General features: G+C 69.9%; 17 protein-coding genes and 1 pseudogene. 10 read left to right on the top strand and 8 right to left on the bottom strand.

Translation table 11 applies throughout. From position 1 onward, the window contains the following. Position 1: 1 nt before the first annotated feature. The 6 genes and pseudogenes from H5407_RS02955 to H5407_RS02930 form a co-directional block, all read right to left on the bottom strand. The gene (locus H5407_RS02955; protein WP_255501027.1) at positions 2-1,447 is read right to left on the bottom strand and encodes a TolC family protein; all 1,446 of its coding nucleotides are present in this window, start codon (positions 1,445-1,447) and stop codon (positions 2-4) included. A 195-nt stretch (positions 1,448-1,642) separates the two neighbouring features. Then, positions 1,643-2,074, bottom strand: coding sequence for a hypothetical protein (locus H5407_RS02950; RefSeq protein WP_183102910.1), 432 nt, complete (start codon positions 2,072-2,074; stop codon positions 1,643-1,645). A gap of 118 nt (positions 2,075-2,192) precedes the next feature. After that, on the bottom strand, positions 2,193-2,801 hold the full coding sequence (locus H5407_RS02945) for a glutathione S-transferase family protein (RefSeq protein ID WP_183102909.1): 609 nt from the start codon (positions 2,799-2,801) through the stop codon (positions 2,193-2,195). Positions 2,802-2,871: 70 nt separating this feature from the next. After that, positions 2,872-3,663 (bottom strand): type IV pili methyl-accepting chemotaxis transducer N-terminal domain-containing protein, encoded by a 792-nt coding sequence (locus tag H5407_RS02940; protein ID WP_220800430.1) that lies wholly within the window; start codon positions 3,661-3,663, stop codon positions 2,872-2,874. A 146-nt stretch (positions 3,664-3,809) separates the two neighbouring features. Continuing rightward, a pseudogene (locus H5407_RS02935) lies at positions 3,810-3,962 on the bottom strand (DUF2789 family protein); the annotation flags it as partial. A 41-nt stretch (positions 3,963-4,003) separates the two neighbouring features. Further along, the gene (locus H5407_RS02930) at positions 4,004-4,780 is read right to left on the bottom strand and encodes a Crp/Fnr family transcriptional regulator (RefSeq protein WP_183102908.1); all 777 of its coding nucleotides are present in this window, start codon (positions 4,778-4,780) and stop codon (positions 4,004-4,006) included. Positions 4,781-5,002: 222 nt separating this feature from the next. Here H5407_RS02930 and H5407_RS02925 point away from each other — a divergent pair, with 222 nt between their 5' ends. From H5407_RS02925 to H5407_RS02880, 10 genes are all read left to right on the top strand, one after another. Next, complete coding sequence (locus tag H5407_RS02925; protein ID WP_183102907.1) at positions 5,003-6,010, top strand: peptidase U32 family protein; 1,008 nt, start codon at positions 5,003-5,005, stop codon at positions 6,008-6,010. Between the two features lie 20 nt (positions 6,011-6,030). After that, the gene (locus H5407_RS02920) at positions 6,031-7,002 is read left to right on the top strand and encodes a U32 family peptidase (protein ID WP_183102906.1); all 972 of its coding nucleotides are present in this window, start codon (positions 6,031-6,033) and stop codon (positions 7,000-7,002) included. 10 nt (positions 7,003-7,012) lie between these two features. Next, positions 7,013-7,489 carry an SCP2 domain-containing protein gene (locus H5407_RS02915; RefSeq protein ID WP_183102905.1) on the top strand — a complete coding sequence of 159 codons (477 nt, stop codon included), beginning with the start codon at positions 7,013-7,015 and terminating at the stop codon, positions 7,487-7,489. 31 nt (positions 7,490-7,520) lie between these two features. Further along, complete coding sequence (gene ipdC, locus H5407_RS02910) at positions 7,521-9,149, top strand: indolepyruvate/phenylpyruvate decarboxylase (RefSeq protein ID WP_183102904.1); 1,629 nt, start codon at positions 7,521-7,523, stop codon at positions 9,147-9,149. A gap of 128 nt (positions 9,150-9,277) precedes the next feature. Then, on the top strand, positions 9,278-9,550 hold the full coding sequence (locus H5407_RS02905; protein WP_183102903.1) for a DUF2249 domain-containing protein: 273 nt from the start codon (positions 9,278-9,280) through the stop codon (positions 9,548-9,550). A 38-nt stretch (positions 9,551-9,588) separates the two neighbouring features. Further along, positions 9,589-10,785, top strand: a complete 1,197-nt coding sequence (locus H5407_RS02900; RefSeq protein ID WP_183102902.1) for an NnrS family protein — start codon at positions 9,589-9,591, stop codon at positions 10,783-10,785. A gap of 24 nt (positions 10,786-10,809) precedes the next feature. After that, positions 10,810-11,268: an Rrf2 family transcriptional regulator gene (locus H5407_RS02895; RefSeq protein WP_183102901.1), complete on the top strand. Its 459-nt coding sequence runs from the start codon at positions 10,810-10,812 to the stop codon at positions 11,266-11,268. A gap of 10 nt (positions 11,269-11,278) precedes the next feature. Further along, positions 11,279-12,739: a cytochrome c oxidase accessory protein CcoG gene (ccoG, locus tag H5407_RS02890; protein ID WP_183102900.1), complete on the top strand. Its 1,461-nt coding sequence runs from the start codon at positions 11,279-11,281 to the stop codon at positions 12,737-12,739. A 21-nt stretch (positions 12,740-12,760) separates the two neighbouring features. Continuing rightward, positions 12,761-13,111, top strand: a complete 351-nt coding sequence (locus H5407_RS02885) for a metal-sulfur cluster assembly factor (RefSeq protein ID WP_183102899.1) — start codon at positions 12,761-12,763, stop codon at positions 13,109-13,111. A gap of 21 nt (positions 13,112-13,132) precedes the next feature. Beyond that, positions 13,133-14,203, top strand: a complete 1,071-nt coding sequence (locus H5407_RS02880; protein WP_183102898.1) for a hypothetical protein — start codon at positions 13,133-13,135, stop codon at positions 14,201-14,203. Positions 14,204-14,219: 16 nt separating this feature from the next. Here the strand turns inward: H5407_RS02880 and H5407_RS02875 are convergent, their stop codons facing one another. Both H5407_RS02875 and H5407_RS02870 read right to left on the bottom strand, forming a co-directional pair. Beyond that, on the bottom strand, positions 14,220-15,962 hold the full coding sequence (locus H5407_RS02875; RefSeq protein WP_183102897.1) for a diguanylate cyclase domain-containing protein: 1,743 nt from the start codon (positions 15,960-15,962) through the stop codon (positions 14,220-14,222). Further along, positions 15,959-17,035 (bottom strand): PotD/PotF family extracellular solute-binding protein, encoded by a 1,077-nt coding sequence (locus H5407_RS02870; protein ID WP_183102896.1) that lies wholly within the window; start codon positions 17,033-17,035, stop codon positions 15,959-15,961. The genes H5407_RS02875 and H5407_RS02870 overlap by 4 nt, the downstream gene beginning before the upstream one ends. Positions 17,036-17,082: the final 47 nt, after the last annotated feature.

Raw genomic sequence — 17,082 nt, 5'->3', positions numbered from 1 at the left:
TTCAGTGCGCGGCGCTGCGGGTGACGTTCGGAGCCGCCGGCGTCGTCGCAGGGGCGAGCGCGGGCCGGCCGACCAGGGCCAGGTCCAGGTCCGCTCGGGCGATCCAGAAATCGCGCAGGGCCTCGATGGAGGCGCTGACCGTGCCGATCTGCGTGCGCGCATCGGCCAGGAGCTCGAAGACCCCGATGAACATGCCGTTGTAGCGCAGCAGTTGCTCCTGAGAAACGCGCCGGGCCAGGGGCAGCAGTTCGTCGCGGTAGTGGCGGGCGACCTCATGCGCGTTGCGATAGCCTTCGTAGGCCTCGCGCAGCTCGGAGCGGGCCTCGATGACGGCCTGCGCGGCAAGGTGGGCGTCCTGCAGGTACTGGGCCTCGGCCCGGGCCACGCGCGCCTCGCCCCAGTCGAAGAGCGGGATCTCGAAGCCGATCTCGAAGCCGGTCTGGCGAGGAGCCTCGCTGGCGCTGTTGTGCTTGAGGTCCAGTTCCAGCGCATCCACGAAGCGGGTCACGCGGCTCAAGCCGAGGCCGCGGGCGCTGGCCTCCAGCCGTGCCCGGGCCGCCTGCAGGTCCAGGCGGCCCTGAAGGGCCTGCTGCTCGATGCTGGGACGGGCCTCCACCTGCGTCGGCAGATCAGGCAGCCGCTCCGGCAGCTTGAAGGTCTCTGCATCCGGCAGGCCCAGGAGGCGAGCCAGGCGCTCGCGGGCGCGGGCCTGTGCCAGGTCCGCCTGCAGGGCACCGAGCCGGGCCTCGGCCAGGAAGCCCTGCTCCCGAGCCTGGTCCAGGGCGCTCCAGTTGCCAGCCTGCTGCATGCGGCGCGCCAGCTCGGCGGCGGCCTGCGCGGCTTCGCGGGCGTCGTGGCGGTAGGCCGCGGTCTGCTGAGCGGCCACGGCCAGGTAGAAGGCCTTGCGGGTGTCGGCGGCCAGCGCCAGCATCTGCAGCGCCACGTCGCGCTGCGTGGCGACCAGGCGTTGCTGCTCCTGCTTGCGACGCAGGGGCAGGCTGATCAGGGCACCGAGATCGAAGCCCAGGGTGCGCTCGATCTCGCGTTCATCGCCCTGCTTCAGTCGGCCCAGACGCAAGCCTGGGTTGGGCAGCCGGCTGGCCTGCACCAGCTCTGCCTCGACCAGCCCCAAGGACTGGAAGCCGGCCTGCAGGCCGCGGTTGTTGAGCAGGGCGAGCTGCACCGCCGTGTCCGCGCTGAGCGGCTGCTGCAGCAACTCGGCGACGCGGGCGGCGATGAGGCTCTGGTCTTGCGGCGTGCGCGCCGCCTGCACATCGGCCTGGAGCTGCTGCTTCGCGGTGGACTGCAGGGCGGCCATGCCGCCGTCCGGGCCTAGGCTGGCGCAGGCGCCCAGCAGCAGTGGGGCCAGTGCGGGCAGCAGGCGCCGCAGGTGCGTTCTGAGGGTCTTGTGGTGCATGGGCACCTCGGTCATTGAAGTGGAAGCCATGGGCATTGGCTGGAATCGCCCGGGAAGCCGGCCACCGCCGGCGGATGCAGGCAGGGGCTGGATTCGATGAGCTGGGGGTCAGGTGTTGACGCCTGCCCGCCCCATTCGCTGCAAAGGCAGGGCATTGAAGGTGCCGGCGCAGCGGAACCGGTGCAGGGCCGCAGTCGCTCGCAGCGCAGGACGGCAGCGCGCGCTTCAGCGCTGAGCGGGCCTGGGCGGCCGCTCCAGCCCATCCAGCCACACAAAGGCCAGGGTCAGGTGGATCTCGGGCGCCTCGGGCATGGCCGGGGGCATCAGGGGCAGCTGGGGAACCGTGGGTGGTAGCGCAGCCGCATGGCAGCAGGAAGCGCAGGCGCTGCAGCTGCCGGTGGAACCGGGCTTGGCGGCCTCGGCGCCCGCCGCAGCGGAGGCCTTGTCGCAATGGCGGGCATGCGGGTCCGTCAGGCCCTCATGCGAGCCGGGAATGGGCGCCTCTCGACCCTGCGGGGCCGCCAAGGGGCCAAGGACCTCCGCGGACGCGGCCGCGGGCGAAGCCGCGCTGGCGAGCAGGCGCTGGGCGGCATGCCCCTGCAGGGGCAAGGATAGGGCCAGCATCCATGCCAGTGCGATCCGCCAGATAGTGCTCATGCTCGAAGTGTAAGTGGGCAGCCGCGGGAGACGCGGCAGCCGCACTGTGAGGCTTACCCTGATGGGAAGGTCAAGCCCCTCGCATCCCGGCCCATGATGCGCCGGGCGCGCTGTGTCCTCAGGCCCTGGCGTACCAGGCCTTCACGCCGGCATGGTCCCGCACAGCATCGTGCACGCCCATCAGGCGCGGGTACGCCGCGAAGATGTCGGCCGGGATGTGGTCGACCTTGCCGCCCAGGAACCAGCGCACGGCCATGTGCAGCTTCAGGTCCACCACGTTCAGCTGCTCGCCCCCGAAGAAGGGCTGGGCCAGGATGTTGCGCTCGGCCGCCTCGGCCCATTGGGGCAGGAAGCCGGCCACCAGACTTTCGCGCACGCGGCGCTTCTCCTCGGCCTCCATGCGGATGGTGGGACCCACGGCGGCTCGCAGGTCCTCCACGTGGGCCATCATGGCCTCATGGCGCGCAGCCTCGAAGTCATCCTGGGGATGCAGACCGTGGCGGCGGCCGACCAGCACCAGGATGGCATTGGTCTGGGCCAGGGGTGCACGGCCGGGGATCTCCAGGAGAGGCATAGAGCCAAAAGGCGTCGAAGCCTTGAGGGCCGGCCAATCAGCGGAGGGGATGCGCCGGTCCTCGAAGTCCACCCCTGCAAGGTGCAGGGCCAGGCGGCATTCCTCGCCGCGGCTGACCGGGGCGTCGAAGTAGATCAGTGTGGGCTTGCTCATGGGGTGGCAGCCTAGCATGCGCTGGCATCCCATGCAGGGGCCAGGACATGCCCCCCCCGGCCGGGCAGCCTCAGGATTGACGGGCGTACTGCTGCGTCACGTCATCCATGAGCTGCAGAATGCGCTCGCTGGTGGTGAACACCTCGCTGAGGGAGCGGGTGTCGGTATTGCCAGGGCGGAGCGCGCGCAGCGCGGCATCGAAAAAGACGTACTGCTGGTCCACCATTTCCAGCTCCGAGCGCAAGGCCGCCGTGGTCTCGGGCGCGGCCTTGAGGTTGGCCTGTGCCTGCGTGAACTCCTCGCGCGCCTGATTCAGCTGCTTGACCAGCCCCTCGCTCTGCACGCCCCACGCGGCACCGAGGTAGGCCGAGGCCATGCGCTGGCTGAGCATGCGCTGCCGCCCCGCCAGGTTGACGAGGCGCCCCACCGCCTTGCCCGAGGCCTGTTCCAGCAGCCCCGTGCCCTGCTGGGCCTGGGCCAGCACCTGGGTCGCAGCGGCCATCACCGCCTCGGCACCCTTGGGATGCGGCCGCTCACCGACCAGCAGCAGCTTGTAGGCGCTCCAGCTGCCGTCCATCTGCTCGTAGACCTTGGCCACGGCGGGGCTGTGCGCGAAGGCCCGCAACTCCACCAGGTGGCGGTCGAACAGGGCCATGGAATCGGACAGGACTTTCTCGGCCTGCTCCGCGCGTACCTTCTGGCCCAGGGCCATATAGGCCTTGGCGCAGCGCTGGCTCAGCATGCGCAGGCGGCCGGCCTTGTTGATGGCATCGGGCAGATCCCGAACCTCGGCATGGGCCTGACCGGCCAGCCAGAGGGCCGGCCCCAAAAGAAGACATTGACGGCGGCGAATGAACTCCATCGCGAGACTCCCTGCCTCTGCTTGATGACGAAGCGGCCAGTCTAGGGATGCGCAACGAAGGAATCCTTGATGCAGTTTGCCTTTTTCCAGGCAAAACCCACCGACGCTAGCGCGCCGCCGTAGCGGATGCCACGTCGGCGCGCCCCTCAGCGCAGGGCCGCATTGAGCTGGTCCACCAGCTCCGCCCAGTCCGCATCGGCCCGCAGCTCCTCGCGCAGCAGCGCAGCCTGCGCAACGCTCCAGCAGGGCGCGTCCTCCAGCCGCAGCGTGGCGGGCAGGGGGGAATGGTTCAGCAGGAAAGCCTCGCCCCCCCTGCCCCTCTCCACCAGGGACCGGGGGTTCAGGTGGTGGCGCGTACGGCCTTGTCTTCGCAGCGTGGCCTGGCCTTCTGGCGCAGCAGGTCCGGGGCCAGGATTTGAAGCTCGTAGCCCGCACCGCTGATGCACTGTTCCTCCTCCAGTTGGCGCAGGCAGCGCGAGAAAGTCTCAGGCGTGATCGCCAGCTGCGAGGCCACATACTTCTTGCGCTGGATGAAGCGTACCGTGCTGCCCTGGCGGCGCCACATGTCCAGCAGCCACTCGGACACCCGGCCCAGCGCATCCAGACTCTCTCGACGCACGGCCTGGCGGGTCTGCTGCAGCTGAAGCTCGGCCAGGGCATCGACCACGGACTCCATGGCCGCGCGCCAGGCGGCCGGATCCTCGGCAGCCCAGGCGTCGATCTGAGCGCGACTCATGCCCACGGCCAGCACGTCCACCGCGGCCACGGCGCGCAGATTGTGGGACTCGCGAAGCCAGCAGGCCGCACAGCCCATCCATTCGCCCGCCTCGGCCAGGCGGAACTGGCGCCATTCGCCCTGGCTGTCGTGATGGCCCAGGCAGACGCTGCCTTCCAGCAGCAGCCACATGGTCTCGCAGTGTTCACCCTGCTCGAACAGGGGCTGGCCGGCAGGCACCCGGCGCCATTGGCCAGCTTCTATCAGCACTTCGCGCAGCGGTGCTGCCACCCGCTCGGCAATAAGCGCTTGCGCCATCGCGGCGACGCGCCTGCGATGCGTCCTTTCCAGGGCGCCCTCGGGTGTTGGCGCCGCAGTCGATGCGTAGTCGATCGATCCCATGCGGGTCTCCTCGGAGTCGTGCCACTGAATCGTGCACAAGCCACACTTTGCGGCGCCGCTCATGGTTCGAGTTTGAGCGGCATCAACGCCCGGGCCATCCGCAGGCTCAGCGATTCCCCCAGGTCGCGGGGCCACCCGCATTTGCGCGGGCGCAAAACCCTGCGCGACTAAGGTGCATATATTTTGCAACTTTAAAATCTGCGGGGCCTGGCCCTTTTATCCATGAGCCTGAACAAGCCCGAACTGGTGTGTCCGGCCGGCAGCCTGCGCGCCCTGCAAATGGCGGTAGATGCGGGCGCCGACGCCGTCTACCTGGGCCTCAAGGACGCCACCAACGCCCGCAACTTCGGCGGCCTCAACTTCGATCTGGAGCAGGTGCGCAGCGGCATGACCTATGCGCACCAGCGCGGTCGAAAAGTGTTGATGGCGCTCAACACCTACGGCCAGTCGCAGGACCTCGCGCCCTGGTTCGCTGCGGTGGATAGCGCCGCCAGGCTGGGCGCAGATGCGCTGATCGTCGCCGACAGCGCCGTGCTGGCCTATGCTGCCAAGACCCATCCGCAGCTTCGCCTGCATCTCTCAGTTCAGGCCTCGGCCACGAGCTACGAGGCCATCAACTTCTATCGCGAGCGCTACGGCATCCAGCGTGCCGTGCTGCCCCGCGTGCTGACCCTGCAGCAGGTGCAGCACGTGATCCGCCATACCGAGGTAGAGATCGAGGTCTTCGGCTTCGGCAGCCTTTGCGTGATGGTCGAGGGACGTTGCGCGCTGTCCTCCTATGCCACGGGCCAGTCGCCCAACACGCATGGTGTCTGCTCGCCGCCATCGGCCGTGCAGTGGCAGGAACGCGGGGACGGCGTCGAGGCCCGGCTCAACGGCGTGCTGATCGATCACTACGCGCCCGACGAGGCGCGCGGCTATCCCACGCTGTGCAAGGGCCGTTTCGATGTGCAGGGTCAGCGCGACTATGCGCTGGAAGAGCCCACCAGTCTCAACACTCTGGCCCTGCTGCCGCAGCTGATCGAGTCCGGCGTGCGCGCCATCAAGATCGAGGGGCGCCAACGCAGCCCGGCCTACGTGGCCCAGGTGAGCAAGGTCTGGCGCGAGGCCATCGACCGCGCAGCCTCGGGCGAGCGCTACACCATCACGCCCGCCTGGCAGCAGGCACTCTCGCATTGGGCCGAGGGCCAGCAGAGCACCCTGGGCGCCTTTGACCGACCCTGGCGATGAGCCGCAGCGAGTACCGCCCGATGACCGCCCTACAAGCCCCCACCCTCACCGTCGGCCCGCTGCAGTACTGGTGGCCGCGCCAGACGCTGATGCACTTCTACGCCGAGCTGGCGGACAGTCCGGCCGATGCCATCGTGCTGGGCGAGGTCACCTGCTCGCGCCGCAACGAGTTCTCGCAGGAAGACTGGCTGGCCATCGCACGCGAGCTGCAGCAGGCTGGCAAGCGCGTGCGCCTGGCCAGCATGCCTCTGCTGATGTCCGAGGCCGAGCTGCGCGGCCTGCGCCGCCTGGCCGAGGCCGCACTGGCTGCCGACAAACCCATGGACTTCGAGGCGGGCGATGCCTCGGCCCTGCAGGTCTGGCACGGCCTCACGCGCGAGCAGCCCGTGCTGGAGCGCCGCAGCCAACTGGTGCTGGGGCCGCACATCAACGTCTACAACCGCCCCGCGCTGGAGGAACTGGCCAGCCTGGGCGCCAGCGTCTGGGTGCCACCGGCCGAGATGTCCCTCGCGGCCATCGCCCGCTGCAATCCGCCGCTGGACCCGGTGCAGGCGCAGGGGCTGCGCGTCACGACGGAACTGCTGGCGTTCGGCCGCATGCCCCTGGCCTTCTCTGCCCGCTGCTTCACCGCGCGCCACCACCGCCTCAGCAAGGACCAGTGCGATTTCCGCTGCCGCGACGACGCCGACGGCCTGCTGCTGCGCACCAGCGAGGGCCAGCCCTTCCTCGCGCTCAATGGCATCCAGACGCAGTCCGCCGGTCTGCAGTGCCTGATCCAGGCGCATGAGGCTGTGCGGGCCGCGGGCGTGCAGGCTCTTCGACTCTCGCCCTGCAGCGGCAGTTTCGCTCGCGTGCTGGCGCTCTTCGATGCCGTCTATCGGCAGGCGGCCGACGGCGAGGAAGCCCTGGCCGAACTGCAGTCCCTGGACCTGCCCGGAAGCCTGGTCCACGGCTTTGCCCACCAGCAGCCTGGCATGCAGGCCCTGGCCTGAAAGGACACCCATGCAAGCCCCTTTGCGCAATTCCTCTGCCCAGCCCTCGGCCCCTGCCGGCCTGCACCAGATGCTGCTGGGCCACGTCCGTGGCGTGGTGCGACGGCTGCCCGTCGAGCCGCCCTCCTTCGTCGCTGCGCGCCTGCTGGACCAGTTCCTGCTGCCGCGCCTGGACGCCGGCCAGCGCCAGAGCCTCTCGCACAAGGTGATGGAACTGGAGCTTCTGGAACCCGGCATCCGCCTGCGCCTGCAGCTGGGCGATGCCGGCTTCATGCTCGCCCCGCGCGAGGCGCCGGTGCTGCTGCGCATCCGTGCACGCACGACGGCCCTGTGGCGCCTGCTGCACGGCGAGGAAGACGCCGACCGCCTCTTCTTCGACCGCGCCCTGGTCATGGAAGGCGACACCGAATTCGGCCTGATGCTCAAGAACACCCTCGATGCCATCGGTCCCTTGCTGCCTGCCACCGCCTTCGGGCGCCCCCTTTGATTCCCTGTCCCGCCACCCACCGGAGCCCGCCATGAATCTCACCCAAGCCCTGCTGCAGGCTCTCCAGGCGCGTGGCGCCACCGAAGTCTTCGGCATTCCCGGCGACTTCGCCCTGCCCCTGTTCCTGGAGATGCAGAAGGCCGGCACCCTGCCCCTGCATCCGCTGTCGCACGAGCCCGCGCTGGCCTTCGCGGCCGATGCGGCCTCGCGAGCACGCGGCGGCCTGGGCGTGGCAGCCGTGACCTATGGCGCCGGCGCCCTCAACCTCGTCAACGGCGTGGCGAGCGCCTTTGCGGAGCGGGTGCCCCTGGTGATCCTGTCAGGTGCGCCGGCCGCGCACGAGGCGGCCAGCGGGCTGATGCTGCACCACCAGGTCAAGTCCCTGGACAGCCAGTGGCGCATCTTCCAGGAGATCACCGTCGATCAAGCCCGTCTTGACGACCCGCGCACTGCGCCCGCCCTGATCGCCCGCGTGCTGGACTCGGCCCTGCGCGAAGCCGGGCCGGTCTACCTTGAGATCCCGCGCGACATGCCTGCCCGCCCCTGCGAGCCCGTACCCGCGCCACAGACACGCGCGGTGGACGCCGAGCGCCTGGCCGCCTGTGCCGACGAGCTGCTGGCCCGCCTGCGCCAGGCCCGCCATCCGCTGATGCTGGTGGGTGTGGAGATCCGTCGCTACGGCATCGAAGAGCAGGTGGCCGAACTGGCTCGACGCCTGGACATCCCCGTGGCCACCACCCTGATGGGCCGGGGCCTGCTGCATGACGCCGGCGTGCCCGTGCTGGGCACCTACCTGGGTCTGGCCGGGGACGCGGCCCTGACCGAGCAGGTCGAGAGCTCGGACGGCCTGCTGCTGCTGGGCGCCATCCTCAGCGACACCAACTTCGCCGCGGCCCGCCGGCCCATCAACTTCCGCCACGGCATCCGGGTTTGGCAGGGCCAGGTGGAGATGGGCCATCACAGCTACCACGACGTGCCTATCAAAGACCTGGTCGAGGCCCTGCTGCTGCGCCTGCTGACCCGGCCGCTGCGCCCCGCGGCGCCGGCTCATTCCTGGCCCGCGCCCACGCTGCCAAGCCCCGAGACGAGGCTGAGCCCCGGTGGCATCATCGCCGTGCTCAACGAGTTCCAGCAGCGCCACGGCGCCATGCCCGTGGCCAGCGACGTGGGCGACTGCCTCTTCAGCGCGCTGGACCTGGCCCCGGGCGACCTGCTCGCGCCGGGCTACTACGCCAGCATGGGCTACGGCGTTCCGGCCGGCCTGGGCCTGCAGGTGGCCACAGGCCGCCGGCCGCTGATCCTCGTCGGTGACGGCGCCTTCCAGATGACGGGCTGGGAGCTGGGCAATGCCCAGGCCCTGGGCGTTGACCCCATCGTCGTCGTCTTCAACAACAGCAGCTGGGAGATGCTGCGCACCTTCCAGCCCGAAGGCCAGTACCACAGCCGCGGCGACTGGGACTTCGCCGCCATGGCCCCCGGCATGGGCGGCGCCGGCTACCACGCGACCACCTTGGGCGAACTGCGCATGGCCCTGGACCAGGCCGTGAGGCAACGCGGCCGCTTCCAGCTGATCGATGCCCGCTTGCCTGCCGGCTCGCTGTCGCCCACGCTGAGCCGCTTCGTGCAGGCCGTCAAGCGCTTGTCCATGCCCGAGGACTGAAGGCTGAGTCCTCGGGCGCCGCCCCCAGGGGCGGGCGTCACTTGATTCAGGTCAAAAGAAACATTCTGGATATTGCTTTAAATCATGCCGTTCGGCACAATTCCTACATCCAAGATAGAGGTTTAAAGATGAACACCACCGCCGTACCCCATATCCACGTTCCCAGCCTGCCCCCGCAGGAGCGCCACCCGGCCATTTTTGGCGCCTTCGAGGCCCTGCCCGTCGGCGGCTGGCTTGAGCTCAGCAACGACCACAACCCCGAGCCCCTGCACCGCCAGTTCCAGGTGATGTGGCCCGGCCAGTTCGAGTGGGAAGCCCTGGAGTCCGGCCCCGAGCAGTGGCGTGTGCGGATTTCCCGCAAGCCTGCCGGCAAGAGCTGCTGCGGCTGCTGTGGGGGCTGAAGCCTCGCCCTGACGGCTTCGCCGGAAAGACTGACATCATGAGCACCGTCCTGTTGCGCCTTGAGGAACCGCCGACCCGGCGGGATGGCTTTGCCCTGTGGGCCCTGGGCTTCCGGCCCTTCTACCTGCTGGCAGCGCTGCAGGCCCTGCTGATGGTGCCCCTGTGGGCGCTGCAGTTCAGCGGCTGGCTGCCGACGGCGCTGCTCAAGGGCTCGGCCTGGCATGCGCACGAGATGGTGTTCGGCTATGCACTGGCGGTGGTGATCGGCTTCCTGTTCACGGCTGGGCGCAACTGGTCCGGTCAGGCCACGCCCACCGGGAGGCCGCTGCAGGCCATCGCCGCGCTGTGGGTGCTGGCCCGTCTGGCGGTGCTGAGCCCCTGGGCCTGGCTGTCTCTGCTGCTCAATGTGGCCGTGCCCTGGGCAGCAGCCTGGGGCCTTTGGCAGGCCCTGCACAAGGCGGGCAACCGGCGCAACTACTTCTTCGTCGGCCTGCTGCTGATGATGGGGCTGGGCAGCGCGCTGCTGCACCTGGGCAGCATGGGCCTGCTGGAGCTGCCCCGGCTCAGTGCCGCGGGACTGCCGCTGGGGCTGGACATCGTGCTCTTCATGATCGCGGTGATGGCCGGCCGCGTGGTGCCCATGTTCTCCAACAACGGCGTGCCGGGCATGCAGGCCCGGCGCGAGCCCTGGGTGGAGCAAGCCTCGCTGGGCAGCGTGATCGCCCTGCTCGTGCTGGATGCACTGGGTGTGGGCGGCGGCCTGAGCTTCGCCGTGCTGTGCCTCGCCCTGCTGTTCCACAGCTGGCGCCTGCTGCTGTGGCAGCCCTGGAAGACTTGGCGCAACCCGCTAGTGTGGGTGCTGCATGCGGCCTATCTGTGGCTGCCGGTGCATTTGCTGCTGCGTATCGCCGCCCTATTGTGGCAACTGCCCAGCGGCCCTGCCACCCATGCGCTGACGGTGGGCGTGATCGGCATGATCACGCTGGGCATGATCACCCGCACGGCACTGGGCCACACCGGGCGCCGCCTGCAGGCCGGACCGGTGGAGACCATCGCCTACCTCAGCATGTTCGCCGCCGCCCTGGTGCGCGTGGTCCTGCCACTGGCGGTGCCGCAATGGCTGATGGGCGCGGCGCTGGCCTCGTCCCTGCTGTGGAGCCTGTCGTTCGCGCTCTACCTGTGGCGCTATACCCCCTTCCTGCTGCGCACGCGTGCAGATGGCCAGCCCGGTTGAGTCCATCAGGGAGACAATGCCGCCATGCGCCTCACCACCATGACCGACTACGCGCTGCGACTGCTGATCTACCTCGGCAGCCATCCGGAGCGCCTGTGCACCACCGCCGAGATCGCGCAAGCCTATGGGATCTCGGAGGCCCACCTCACCAAGATCACCCATCAGCTGGGCCTGGGTGGCTGGATCACCACCGTGCGCGGCAAGGGCGGTGGCATGCGCCTGGCGCATGAGCCCTCGCGGATCAACCTTGGCGCCCTGGTGCGGGCCGTGGAGCCCGACTTCATGCTGGTGGAATGCCTGGGCGAGGGCAGCGATTGCCGCCTGACCCAACGCTGCCGCCTGACCCGGATCTTCAAGGACGCTCTCGATGCCTTCCTGGGCGAGCTGGACCAGCACACGCTGGCCGAGCTGCTCCCGCCGCCGGGCCGCAAGCTGCCCTTGCGGCTGCCCGCCGACTTCCCCATCCGGGCCCTCAAGGCCTGACCGCCCGCGCATGTCCTCCGCCGAGCCCCCTGCCGCCGACCGCGCGGCCCGCCGCGTCATTCCCATCCAGGCCAGCGCCGCAGCAGCCGGCAGCTCGCTCTATGTGGCCGAGAAGAAGGTCTACCCGCGCTCCGTCAGCGGCCGCTTCGCCAACTGGCGCTGGGCCCTGGTGGCACTGACCCAGCTCTTCTTCTACGGCATGCCCTGGGTGCAGTGGGGAGACCGCCAGGCCCTGCTCTTCGACCTCGTGGGCGGCCGCTTCTACATCGGCAGCCTGGTCTTCTACCCGCAGGACCTGATCTACCTGGCGACCCTGCTGGTCTTCAGCGCCCTGCTGCTCTTCTTCTTCACCGCCGTGGCCGGGCGGCTGTGGTGCGGCTATGCCTGCCCGCAGACCGTCTACACGGAGCTCTTCCTCTGGATCGAGCGCCACACTGAGGGCGACCGTCAGGCCCGCATGCGCCTGGATGCCTCGCCCTGGACGCCGGAGAAGCTGGCGCGCAAGGCCGCCAAGCACACGGGCTGGGTCCTGCTGGCCCTGTTCACCGGCTTCAGTTTCGTGGGCTACTTCAGCCCCATCCGCGAGCTGAGCCAGGCGCTGATGGCCTTCGCGCTGTCGCCCTGGGAGCTGTTCTGGGTGCTGTTCTATGCCGGCGCCACCTACGGCAATGCCGGCTGGCTGCGCGAACAGATGTGCAAGTACATCTGCCCCTACGCCCGCTTCCAGAGCGCCCTGATCGACGCCGACTCCCTGATCATCACCTACGACGCCCGGCGCGGCGAGCCGCGCGGCGCGCGCTCGCGCAAGTCGGCCGAGGTACTGGCCGAAGGCCGCGGCGACTGCGTGGACTGCACCCTGTGCGTGCAGGTCTGCCCCACCGGCATCGACATCCGCAAGGGCCTGCAGAACGAGTGCATCGGCTGCGCCGCCTGCATTGACGTCTGCGATCAGGTGATGGACAAGGTCGGCGCACCGCACGGTCTGATCCGCTATGCCACCGAGAACGGCGTTGCGCAGGGGCTCACGCGCGCCCAGATGTGGCGACGCACCCTGCGGCCGCGGGTGCTGATCTACGGTGGCGCGCTGGCCGTGCTGGGCGCGCTGATGGTCTGGCAGCTGAGCCAGCGCAGCGTTCTGCTGATCGATGTCATCAAGGACCGCGGCGTCATGGCGCGCCAGGTGGACGACGGCCAGGTCGAGAACGTCTACCGCCTGCAGCTGCTCAACCGCAGCGAGCACACCCTGCACCTGGCACTGGAGGCCGCCGGCCTGCCGGGCCTGCGCCTGCTGGGCGGGGAGCGGGTGGACGTGGCACCGGCCGCCATCGTGTCCCTGCCGGTGCAGCTGCGCCTGCCGCCGGGCGTGGTGAACGAGAGCGGCGCCCGGCGCGTGCAGCTGCTGGCTCGTGACCTGGACCATCCCGAGGCCCCCGCCTTCCAGGCAGAGGCCAGCTTCTTCGTGCCGCGCTGAAGCCGCCAGACCGGAGCTGACATGGACGACGCAAGACCTGCCCCCTCCCTCGACGCCGCAGCCACGACCGATCCCGAGCGCGAGCGTCTGATGGCCGTGCTGCGCCGCGTCGCCGACCCCGAAATCGGCGAGAGCATCGTGGACCTGGGCCTGGTGGACAGCCTGGTCCTGGGCCCCGCCAGCGTGGCCCTGCGCCTGATCCCCACCAGTGCCACCTGCCCCATGGCCGACGTGCTGATCGAGGATGCCGAGACCGCCTTGCGCCAGGCCTGCCCGCCGGACTGGACGGTCGAGGTCGAGATGGACTGGGACGCCGTCTGGACTCCGCAGCGCATGTCCACAGCCCTGCGCCTGCGCCTGGGCTGGGCCTGACTCGTCAGCATTGCCCGCCCCGTGAACGCCGCCCCACGCCGCCCCCTCACGCCGGGTCTGCGCCTGGCCCTGCCCCTGGCTCTGGTGAACCTGCTGCTGGCCCTGGCGGGCGGCCTGCAGCGCCTGGGCGGCCTGCCAACGGGTCTGTCCTTCCTCGCCCAGCAGTCGCTGCAGCACCACGGCCTGCTGATGCTGGGCGGCTTCTTCGCCACCCTCATCGCGCTGGAGCGGGCAGCCGCGCTGGGCCGCGGCTTCGCGGTGCCCCTCCTGTGCGGCCTGGCCGGCCCGGTCCTGGTTGCCGGCCTGCCGAACCTGGCCATGGGCCTCTGGGCCGCCGCCGCGCTGGGCCTGCTGGCGCTGTACCTGTGGGCCGGGCATTCGCGCGCCTGGTCCCTGCCCTTGCTGATCGAGGCCAGCGCCAGCCTGGCCCTGCTGATGGCGGTGGCCGCGCAGGTGCAGGGGTCCGACTTCGCGCTGCGCTGGAACGGCTCACTGTTCCTGCTGCTGACCATCGCGGGCGAGCGGCGCGAGCTTTGCCGGCTGCTGCCCCTGGGCCCCCTGGCCCGCCACAGCTTCCTGCTGCTGTGGGCCGCCCTGCTGGGCAGCGGCGGGCTCAGTCTCTGGCAGCCCGCGCTGGCGGCCCGGCTGGCCTGGCCGCTGCTGCTGGCCCTGGCCCTGTGGCTGCTGGCCTTCGACATCGCCCGACGCCAGTGGCGCGCCAGCGCCTGGGCCGGCCACACTGCGCGCTGCCTGCTGCTGGGCTATGCCTGGGCCGCGGCCGCCGCGCTGGCGGGCCTGCTGGGCCTGCCCCAATTGGCCTGGCACTGGCTGTGGCTGGGCTTCGTGATGGCCATGGTCTTTGGCCATGCGCCCATCATGCTGCCCGCCCTGCTGCGCCTGCAGCCGCGCTACAGCCCCTGGGCCCTGGCGCCGCTGGGCCTGATGGCGCTGAGCCTGCTGCTGCGGGCCCTGGGCCAACTGGGCGTGGAAGCGTCACACCTGCTGCCCTGTGCCGCCTGGCTGCATGGTCTGTCCCTGCTGGGCTTCGGCCTGCTGATGGCCTGGCTGTGCCACGCACGGCGGCCCTCCTGATCGCCCGCAGCGTCGGTCAGGGCAGGCGCCGCGGCGGCGCCTCGGCATGGCAGATCAGACCACCACCGCCGCTCTTGGCCCGGTACATGGCCTGGTCGGCCGCGCCCATCAGCGTTTCGCCGTCCTGCCCGTGCTCGGGGAAGCGGCCGACCCCCACGCTGGCGCCGACCCGCAGCTCGCGCCCTTCCCACAGCACGGGCTCGGCCAGGGCGTCGCGGATCTTGCGGGCGACCACGTCCACGTCCTCGGGATCGCTCACCTGGTCGATGAGGATCACGAACTCGTCGCCGCCGATGCGGGCCACGGTGTCGGACTCCCGCACCATGTGCCGCAGCCGCAGGGCCAGAGCCTTGAGCACGGCATCACCGGCCGCATGGCCCACGCTGTCGTTGATCTCCTTGAAGCCGTCCAGGTCCACGAAGAGCATGGCCAGACGGCCCTGGTCACGGCGGGCATGGGCCAGGGCATGGTCCAGCCGGTCCATGAAGAAGCGGCGGTTCTGCAAGCCGGTCAGGCTGTCATGGCTGGCCAGGTGGTCCAGCTCGTGCTGCTTCTGGGCCAGCTTGGCGAACTGGCCGCCAATCTGCATCTGCATGTGCTCGATGGAGCGGGCCAGCATGCCGATCTCGTCCCGGCGGCCGGTGGGCAGTTCATCGCTGCGCAGACCGCCCACGAAACCCTCCACCGCGCGGACGATCTGCGCCAGCGGCCGGGTCAACGCGCGCGCCAGCAGGGCGGCCATCAGCACCGCCAGCGCACTGAAGGCGGCGACGATGCGCAGCACCATGCGCCCGAGACTGTCGCTCTCGGACAGCACCTCGGACAGGGGTTGCGAGAGGCCCAGCACAAAGTCCTCCTCCGCCTTCAGCATTGACGGCGGCTGACGCACGAAGGCCGCCACATGGGCCGTGGCATTGCTGCCCAGGGAACGGGTCACCACCGTCTGTTCGCCCTGGACCGGCGGGTTCACCAGCAGTTCGCTCACGCTGGGGAACTCGTCCTGCACCAGCGAGGACTGGCCGCGGTCAAAGGCAAAGGTCTTGCTCCGGTCGGGATGGACCAGGTACTCGCCCTGCGCGTTGCTGAGGTAGAGCTGAAGGCCCGGTGGGAGGTCGGCGGCGAGCTGGCCGAAGAGGCCATTCAGGTCCACATTGATCACGATGACGCCCAGCACCACGCCATGCATGTCCATCACCGGCGCGGACACCTCCAGTGCCGGCTTGCCATGGCCGGCATGGGCGCCGACCTCATGGTTGATCACCGCGCGCGAGACATAGACCTGGCCGGCCTGCAGGCGCATCGCCTCGTAGACGTAGGGATAGTGGCCCTTCTCCTGCAGGTCCTCGCCCTGCACGCGGGTCACGCCGATGTCGTCACGGTCCACGCGCACGCGCTCGAGGCCATGGTTGGCGGCGTCCATCAGGCGCATCTGGAAGTACTCGGGATGGGTCTCCAGCACCTGGCGGAACAGCTGGGCCAGGGTGGTCTCGTTGCGGGCCACCAGCTCGGGGTCCGCGCGCAGCAGCAGGCGGGCGGCACCCGGATGACCGGCCACCATCAGCACGTCCCGGGCCGTGCCGTCCAGCCCCACGGCCAGCTGGCGGACCAGCACCCGAGTGGCCGTCACGAGGCGCTGCTCGGCGGCCGCGACCAGGAGTTGGCGGCTGGCACTGTAGGCGTAATAGCCCGTCAGCCCGGCGGCCAGCACGCCGCTCAGGGCCAATGCAAGGCCCAGACGCCAGGAGATGCCGACCTTCATCGATGCAGCACCTTGGACGGCTGGTCACCGGACTGGATGCGGGACCAGAGCAGCTCGCGCCGCGGCTCGTCCTCCACCGGCTCCAACCAACGCAGCGGCACCTGCGGCGCGCTGCTGACCGATTCGCTGACCGTGTTGGCCAGGCCCTGGCGCGTGACCAGCAGGCTGCTGGCGGGCTCCTCCAGCATGAAGTTGATCCAGGCATGGGCCAGTTCGGGCTGGCGCGTGGCCGTGGAGATGGCCCAGCAATCCAGCCAGGCCAGCGCGCCTTCGCGCGGAATCACATAGCCCACATCGGCACCCGCAGCCTTCAGGAGGTGCACCTGTTGCATGCCGTAATTGGCGTACATCAGGGCGACGCGATGCCGCTGGAACAGCTGCACGGACTCCTCCGGCAGGCTGTAGAAGCTCAGCACATTGCGCCGCAGGGCCACCAGCTTGTCCACGGCCGCCGGCCAGCGCGAGTCCTCGATGTGGAAGGGCTGGGCCTGGCCCAGGGCCAGCGCGGCCAGCGAGAAGTTGTGGGTGCCGCCCGCATAGGCCAGGACCTTGCCCTTCCAGCGCGGATCCCAGAGGTCCTGCAGGGAGCCAGGCGGTGTGGTGATCTGGCGCCGGTCGTAGATCAGGCCCATCTCCGAGTAGGTATAGGGCACGGCGAAGACCCGCAGCTGGCCCTCGCGCCGGCGGCTCAAGCCCGGGATGGACGCCAGCTCGCGGAAGCGCGGCAGCTGGCGCCGGGTGTTGGGGATGCGCTGGAGGTCGATGGGCAGGGCCATGCCCTGCTCGATGTACTGCTGGAGTTCGGCGGTGTTGAGGGCGAAGACGTCGAAGTCGCCGCCCTTGTTGGCCAGCAGCCGCTGGCGCATGGCCTCGTCGGAGCCAACCACGGTGAGCTCCACCCGCGCCCCGGTCTTCTGGGTGAAACCCTGCAGCACCTCAGGATCGGCATAACCCGGCCAGGCCAGCACGCGCAAAACCTTGGCCCCCGGCTGTGCCGCAGCCGGGCCATGCGGGCCCAGGAGTCCCGGAAGTCCCAGGACGCAGGACAAGACGAGCAGGAAGCGCAGCGCCATGCGTTCATCGTAGAGGAAGCCGGCGAAGGCCGGCCCGGTCCTTGGGC

It is taken from the genome of Mitsuaria sp. WAJ17, assembly GCF_014174515.1.
Classification (GTDB): domain Bacteria; phylum Pseudomonadota; class Gammaproteobacteria; order Burkholderiales; family Burkholderiaceae_C; genus Roseateles_B.
This window is presented reverse-complemented; position numbering and strand designations above follow the sequence as displayed.